The organism is Arthrospira sp. PCC 8006 (assembly GCF_046480465.1).
Taxonomy (GTDB): domain Bacteria; phylum Cyanobacteriota; class Cyanobacteriia; order Cyanobacteriales; family Microcoleaceae; genus Limnospira; species Limnospira platensis.
Window position 1 is genome coordinate 1 of sequence record NZ_PKGG01000370.1, and the last position, 3,005, is coordinate 3,005.

Genomic DNA, 3,005 nt, shown 5'->3' on the forward strand with positions numbered 1-3,005 from the left:
TTCCTAATAGTCATTTGCGGGTGGGGGAAGTGTCGGGAAAATTGGGGCGAGGACGGCATACTACCCGCCATGTGGAATTGTTTGAATTACATAACGGGGGTTTCCTGGCTGATACTCCGGGGTTTAATCAACCGGAATTGCAATGTGACCCTCACCAGTTGGGTAATTATTTCCCGGAAATTCGCGATCGCTTAACTAAGGGTAAGTGTCAATTTGATGATTGTTTGCACCGCGAAGAACCATCATGTGTGGTGCGTGGAGACTGGGAACGATACCCCCAATATCTCCATTTTCTTGAGGAGGCGATCGAGGCTTGGGAAACGTCTCAACATCAACCACTAGAGGAGGATCGCCTCAAATCTAAAAGTAAATCTGGAGGGGGAAAACAATATGAACCTAAATTGCAGTCTAAAAAATATCGCCGATCTTCCCGTCGCTTAGAACACCAAAATTTACAACAACTTTGTGAAGATTTGGATGAGGTCTAAAACAACTTATCTATTAAATGGAGTAGCCGAGCCATGTCAGATTCTCCAACTACTACAGGCGCAATAACCACCGGATTAGTGATTGGTTTATTGTTTATGGGGGGCTTTTTTTTGGTAGGCTATTCGCTGCCATTTAGTCTGCTGTGTAGCTTTTTGGGTGGTGTATCTACTTATCAATTAATAACTTGGTGGCATATAGACTCTCTGCCAAAGATTGAGGAGTCTAATTCCTCGAACCCAGAAGTTGGCAAGGTGTACAAGTCGATTCATAAATTTTTGTTTAAATCTCAGTATAATAAACAATCAAAAAAACTTGCCAATGAGCCAGTTTCTAAAGGTCCTGTGTCTCTGATGGGATGGGTTTTAAAAGAACATTCCAAACGCAATACAGATAATTAATCATCAGGAGAAACCGGGTTTTTGGGTTGCTATGGCAGGAAAAACCCGGTTTTAATGATTAATCATGTACCCTCCCAGCGGAGGTATTTAGACGGGAATAGTTGGGTTGAGTTGTTGTTGGTTAGGTTGGGTTTGTGAAGTTGGTAATAATTCGGGGTTAACTATTGATAATTGTACGGCACAGGCTTTTAATTCGGGTTGTTTAGACTCCGGACAACATTGAGGGTGAGTCATGGCGTTGGCTTCGGTATTATCTCCCCATAAAGCGCCCCAGTGCATGGGTACAAATACAGTTCCCGGGGCGATCGCTTTAGTAATTTGGGCAGGAAAATAAGCCTTTCCTCGGCGCGATCGCACTTGCACTAAATTACCGGATTCAATGCCTAATTTATGGGCATCTTTGGTTCCCAAGATTTTGTCATTTTTGCCCCATAAAATTAAGGTGGGTTGTTGAATAGTATTTAAGCGATCGCCAAAAGCACCATAACCGCCACTTTTGGTAAACTCAATTAAACCGCGATTCCATAATGGTGATTGTAGATGCCACGCCGCGCATAACTGAGCATCACGGGAGGCGAGGCTTTTGTCAAAATAGGCGTTTTCGCTGATACTTTGGCGAACTTTAGGTTGTCGCAGAAATTCGGTGGCGAGATAGTCGAAGGGTGGAAATAAAAACTTGCCAGCGATAGGACCTTTATTGATTCCGGCACTATCAATAAGGACTAGAGATTGTACGGCTTGGGGATGATTGAGGGTAAAGTCGATGGCGGTAGCGCCTCCCATAGAAGCGCCAACTAAGATAACTGGTTGATTGATGGTAGATTGCCAGAAGGCGTAGAGATGGGCTAAGATATGAGTAGGATTAACGGTTAAATAAGGCGATCGCTGTGTAAAGCCAAAGCCGAATAGATCGACGGCCCAGGTTTCGGTGGAATTAGCTAATAGTGGTAAGAGTCGGCGAAACTCTAGGACGGAACTATCGAAACCGTGTAGGAGTAGAATGGGAGGCAGAGGCTGTCGGTTTCATTGGCGGACATAGGTAGTGAGGATGGGTTGAGGGACAGCAGGGCGGGTTACGGGATCAGCAATAATTGCTTGAGCGAGGGAGATAGAAGTTAATTCGGTGAGTGGTTCAGCCAGTGGGGGTAAATACTCAGGAAACATAAAAAGCGATGGCAATCAGTAATTCTAATCTAAACCAACGGGGATACGATCGCCCGACAAAATATCTGGGTATGGGAGTTTCATGGTAAAGAATAAACCCTATACTAGATAGGAAAGTAGTGTTGAGATTATCCTGTTATTGCTATGCTTAAAGCTCTGCTGGGCGATCCTAATGCCCGCAAAATCAAAAAATATCAGCCTGTAGTGACGGATGTTAATATCCTAGAGGAAGATGTGCGATCGCTCTCGGATGAAGGTCTAAAGGCGAAGACTGGGGAGTTTAAGGAGATGTTGGCGAAAGCCCAAAACCGGGGGGAAAGGGAACAAATCCTGGATGAAATTTTACCGTTAGCCTTTGCTGTAGTCAGGGAGGCTTCCCGACGGGTGTTAGGGATGCGGCACTTTGATGTTCAGGTGCGGGGGGGTATGATTTTACATAAGGGTGAAATTGCGGAGATGAAAACGGGGGAAGGGAAAACCCTGGTTTCGACCCTCCCGGCTTATCTGAATGGTTTATCAGGGCACGGGGTGCATATTATCACGGTTAATGATTATCTAGCCCGTCGTGATGCTGAGTGGATGGGACAGGTACACCGTTTTCTGGGGTTGAGTGTGGGATTAATCCAGCAGGGGATGGGTCCAGAGGAACGGAAAAAGAACTATAGCTGTGATATCACCTACGCGACTAACAGCGAGGTGGGGTTTGACTATTTGCGCGATAATATGGCGACCTCTATGGAAGAGGTGGTGCAGCGTCCTTTCAACTATTGCATTATTGACGAAGTGGACTCGGTGCTAATTGATGAGGCGCGGACTCCGTTGATTATCTCTGGTCAGGTAGAACGTCCCAGTGAGAAGTATATGAGGGCGGCGGAGGTGGCGAAGGGGCTACAGAAGGATAAAGATCATTATGAGGTGGACGAGAAGGCGCGTAATGTTCTGCTGACGGATGAG

The 3,005-nt window shown here is 45.8% G+C and carries 5 protein-coding genes; 3 read left to right on the plus strand and 2 right to left on the minus strand.

What is annotated here, in order from left to right:
• A partial coding sequence (gene rsgA, locus B9T16_RS27405; protein ID WP_410246260.1) for a GTPase RsgA occupies window positions 1-488 on the plus strand: 488 nt, incomplete at its 5' end.
• Window positions 489-521: 33 nt separating this feature from the next.
• Complete coding sequence (locus B9T16_RS27410) at window positions 522-887, plus strand: hypothetical protein (protein ID WP_006620075.1); 366 nt, start codon at window positions 522-524, stop codon at window positions 885-887.
• A gap of 87 nt (window positions 888-974) precedes the next feature.
• Here B9T16_RS27410 and B9T16_RS27415 read toward each other — a convergent pair whose 3' ends face one another.
• Window positions 975-1,898, minus strand: a complete 924-nt coding sequence (locus B9T16_RS27415; RefSeq protein WP_410246263.1) for an alpha/beta fold hydrolase — start codon at window positions 1,896-1,898, stop codon at window positions 975-977.
• 12 nt (window positions 1,899-1,910) lie between these two features.
• The gene (locus B9T16_RS27420; protein WP_410246261.1) at window positions 1,911-2,051 is read right to left on the minus strand and encodes a hypothetical protein; all 141 of its coding nucleotides are present in this window, start codon (window positions 2,049-2,051) and stop codon (window positions 1,911-1,913) included.
• A gap of 144 nt (window positions 2,052-2,195) precedes the next feature.
• Here B9T16_RS27420 and B9T16_RS27425 point away from each other — a divergent pair.
• Window positions 2,196-3,005: DEAD/DEAH box helicase (locus tag B9T16_RS27425; RefSeq protein ID WP_410246262.1), on the plus strand; the 810-nt coding region annotated here is incomplete at its 3' end.